Genomic DNA, 3,285 nt, shown 5'->3' with positions numbered 1-3,285 from the left:
ACTGAAAACGAGGAGACCCCGAGGGGGTGGACCTGCCCGGCGCCTACTGCACGCACCTGGTAGTGGTCAAGTTGCCCTTCGCGGTGCCCGACGATCCGGTCGAGCAGACACGCCGGGAGTGGATCGAGGCGCAGGGGAGGTCCGCCTTCCATGAGCGCAGCGTCCCCGAGGTCGGCATCCGGCTGGCGCAGGCGGTGGGGCGGCTGCTGCGCACGCCCGAGGACCACGGCCGCGTCACGGTGCTGGATCCGCGGCTGGCGAGCACGCCGTGGGGCCGGCGCCTGCTGGCGGGCCTGCCGCCGTACCGACGTGTGCGCGGCGCGGCGCCAGGCTTGCCATCCGACGCGGCAACGGTCGATCGTTCGGCCGCGTGACGGCGCCAGCGGCGGCTCTTGAAGGTGCGTCGCGGTAGGAGATCCTGGGTGGACCAACACCGATCCACCCATGAACTCCATATGGAGGGCATCGGCGCGGTCGGCGTGCTCGAACCCATCGTCGTGCGGCCTGTGCTGGGCACCGACCTCTTCGAGATCATCGCCGGTGAGCGCCGTTGGAGAGCCGCAAGGAACGTCTTCGGCGACGACTACGACATGCCCGTGGTCATCAAGGACGCCAGCGACGAGGCGGCCGAGGCCATGTCGGTGATCGAGAACTACTACCGCGCCGCCATGTCGCCGGCCGAGGAAGCCCGTGCCGCGCAGCGCCAACTGCTGCGCCAGCGCGGCGACAAGGAAGAAGCCGCCCGCCTCATGGGCTGGTCGCCCGAGGTGTTGGAGCGGCGGCTCGCGCTGATGGCCTGCACACCCGCAGTGCTCAAGGCGCTGACTACGCGCAGCATCCAACTCGGCCACGCCGAACTGCTCTCGGGCACCCCACCGGAGAAGCAGGACGGCGTGCTGACGCAGAAGGTGCCGGTGACCTTGCCGAAGTCCCAACTCGGACGCTATGCGCGCCGGCTGCCTGATGGTTCCCTGGTTTTCGCCGCTTCTGGTCAGACATGCGAAAAGGTTGAACCTTATGCATTCGTATCAGTGCTCAGGCCGGGCCGCCGGCTTTGATCGCATCGTGTAGGCCTTCTCAGTCCGGGAGAGTGTCGAGGATCCGAGGCCGCTACCACGGCATTCTCGATGGACATCTGCGTCCGGCCTATGCGGTGTCCGAGGCGGCATGTAATCAATGTGCGCTGCGTCACGCGTGCGATCGTCCGGGTGAACCGCCCCGGGGCGGTTCACTACCTGCAGCAATGGTTCGCGCCGAGCGACCCGGCGATGGAGCAGTCTCTGCACAACATCCCCGTGTTCCGCCAGTTCGCCGCGCTGAGGGCCGTGGCGCGGTTGCTGGACGAGACGACGATCCTTCGGTTCCGCCACCTGCTTGAGAAGCAGGGCCTGGCAACCGAAAGGTGCCATTGCGGGCACCTGTCTCGCGGTTTAGAGGCCGCCCGCAGGATTGTTCTGTGGCCGGTTCGCCCGAGCTGGCTCGTATGGCACAAACGCGGGCACCGATGCGGGTATGAGAGCTTTGGCCCTAGCGTTCATTCCGGCTGGACTGACATCAGGCCAAACCCCAGTGTTGATCCGAGTCAAGACTGTCTCAATCGCCGCAGCTGACTCTGAAGGCTCGAACGTACAGTGCCCCGCACGGTCAACAATCGTCGTTCTGTAGAGACTCACATCTCCACCATTGGCCTGCATCTTCTGAACATACGAATCGATGATGTTTGGAGGCACCACGTTATCTCCTGTTGTATGCATCCGCAAGGAAGGTATCTTGGGTGTGCCGTGGACTGTTCGTCCCGGCCCGTTCCAGAACGCCGAGGCGGCGGGTTCCGCCTGTACACGGGTCGCGTCCCGCAGTGTTGCAAGATCGGCCTGGAGATTGAGTCCATTTGTCGAGTAAAGCGATAGCACCAGACGCCCGACTGCCGGCTCGGCGCGGGCCAGAAGTTGGGAGTAGTCGATGCCCGCATTCCAAGAGAGTTGCCGAACTGCCGGAGATGTCCCTGCATGCTCAAACATGAATCGAGACTGTCCTCCAGGTTGGGCGGCGTTGAGAAGCACAGTGTCGAAGACTGCACTTTGAAGCGCACCGAGATCGAAGGGATCTGGCTGAGCTCGTGTGGCATTGCTCCACACCGGCCACTGGCCTACTGCAGCAGCAAGCGCAATCCTAGCCCGACCTTCCTGGCTCTGCTGAGCTAGCGTGAGAGCGGCGCGCCATTTTGCAGATTGATCTGCTACGGAAGCAAGATCGGAGAAGCCGACGACCTGCAATTCTGATGCGATCAGCGTCTTCAGCACGAACCACCCATCCAACATCATGTTCATGAGTGGTACCGGCTCATGAGCGCACCCTACAACAACGCCATCAACCTTCTCGGGATAGCGCTCGGCAAAATTTAGAGCAACGAAGCCGCCGCCCGAGTGTCCATACTGGATCACCTTCGTAGGCTTCCCATAGCGCGCGTTGAACATGTCGATGACCGAGATCAGCTCTTGCTGCTCTCGATCCGGATCATAGTTAAAGTTTCTTTGCGGATTTCGACCGGTACCCGAAAGCGCGTAGCCTCGCTGCAACCAGTAGCAACTCCGCGCGCCGTCCTTAGCGGGAACATAGTCAAGGTCGTTGATCAACAAGCCGTTCCAGCCTGTTGGCCGACGCATGCTCCACGGCGACCCGTTTGCAAAGGCGCCCTCGGCCTCCACATAGGTAACGGTCCCATTGCATCCTGTCACTACAACTTCCTGCTGTGTCGGCGGACCATCAGCGTCCTTGTCGCTTCCGCCGCACGCCGTTAGTACAGCTGCCGCTATCACGCCGACGAGGCGCCTCGATTGACAACTGATAGATCCGATTGCCCTCACCTGCCGGTTTGGTTCACTTTTCATGTGGTCTCCTTTTTACATGTTGGTCGGCGCCCGCTAACAGTCGAAAACGAAATCTACCCACTGCGAGCCTCAGGTGCATAGTTTGCCACCTAAGGAAAATAATATTAGGTAACTAATCTTGTGTCAACGGGAGTTATAGACTCGGCATAATTTATTCATCAACTTTTGTTGATGACCTGACTCCAAAGTTCATGGAAAAAGAAGATGCACGCAAGCAGTCGCGGGAAGTGCTGCAAGAACGGCGCAAGCAAGTTATCCGTTTGCATCGAAAAGGTGTTGGCGTGATGCAGATCGTGGAGCAAACCGGGCTGAGTTGGTCTGGTGTCAACGCTGCACTGCGCCTGTTCGAGCAAGGCGGAGCGGCTGCACTCAAGCCACCGCCATCGCCGCCAGCGTT

At 61.2% G+C, this 3,285-nt stretch carries 4 protein-coding genes and 1 pseudogene; 4 read left to right on the top strand and 1 reads right to left on the bottom strand.

Going from position 1 to position 3,285, the window contains the following annotated elements:
* The first annotated feature begins 26 nt into the window (after nucleotides 1-26).
* From KDK82_RS30610 to KDK82_RS30600, 3 genes and pseudogenes are all read left to right on the top strand, one after another.
* Nucleotides 27-374 (top strand): helicase C-terminal domain-containing protein, encoded by a 348-nt coding sequence (locus KDK82_RS30610; protein ID WP_088167129.1) that lies wholly within the window; start codon nucleotides 27-29, stop codon nucleotides 372-374.
* A gap of 48 nt (nucleotides 375-422) precedes the next feature.
* Entirely contained in the window at nucleotides 423-1,058 is a 636-nt protein-coding gene (locus tag KDK82_RS30605) for a ParB/RepB/Spo0J family partition protein (RefSeq protein ID WP_227740917.1), read from the top strand.
* A gap of 168 nt (nucleotides 1,059-1,226) precedes the next feature.
* Nucleotides 1,227-1,400 (top strand): annotated as a pseudogene (locus KDK82_RS30600) (transposase); the annotation flags it as partial.
* 30 nt (nucleotides 1,401-1,430) lie between these two features.
* On the opposite strand, the gene KDK82_RS32505 reads toward KDK82_RS30600, so the two are convergent.
* The gene (locus KDK82_RS32505) at nucleotides 1,431-2,888 is read right to left on the bottom strand and encodes an alpha/beta fold hydrolase (RefSeq protein WP_108497019.1); all 1,458 of its coding nucleotides are present in this window, start codon (nucleotides 2,886-2,888) and stop codon (nucleotides 1,431-1,433) included.
* A gap of 191 nt (nucleotides 2,889-3,079) precedes the next feature.
* On the opposite strand from KDK82_RS32505, the gene KDK82_RS30595 reads away from it, so the two are divergent.
* Nucleotides 3,080-3,285 (top strand): helix-turn-helix domain-containing protein (locus tag KDK82_RS30595; RefSeq protein ID WP_143343583.1); only part of this gene is annotated, 206 nt, incomplete at its 3' end.

It is taken from the genome of Delftia sp. K82 (assembly GCF_002193035.1).
Lineage (GTDB): Bacteria > Pseudomonadota > Gammaproteobacteria > Burkholderiales > Burkholderiaceae_C > Comamonas > Comamonas acidovorans.
The sequence above is the reverse complement of the archived record's forward strand: the minus strand, read 5'-3'. Positions and strand labels throughout refer to the sequence as shown.

Excerpts from the sequence above, each read along its gene's own strand:
- KDK82_RS32505 (WP_108497019.1), bottom strand. The coding sequence starts at position 2,888 with ATGAAAAGTGAACCAAACCGGCAGGTGAGGGCAATCGGATCTATCAGT.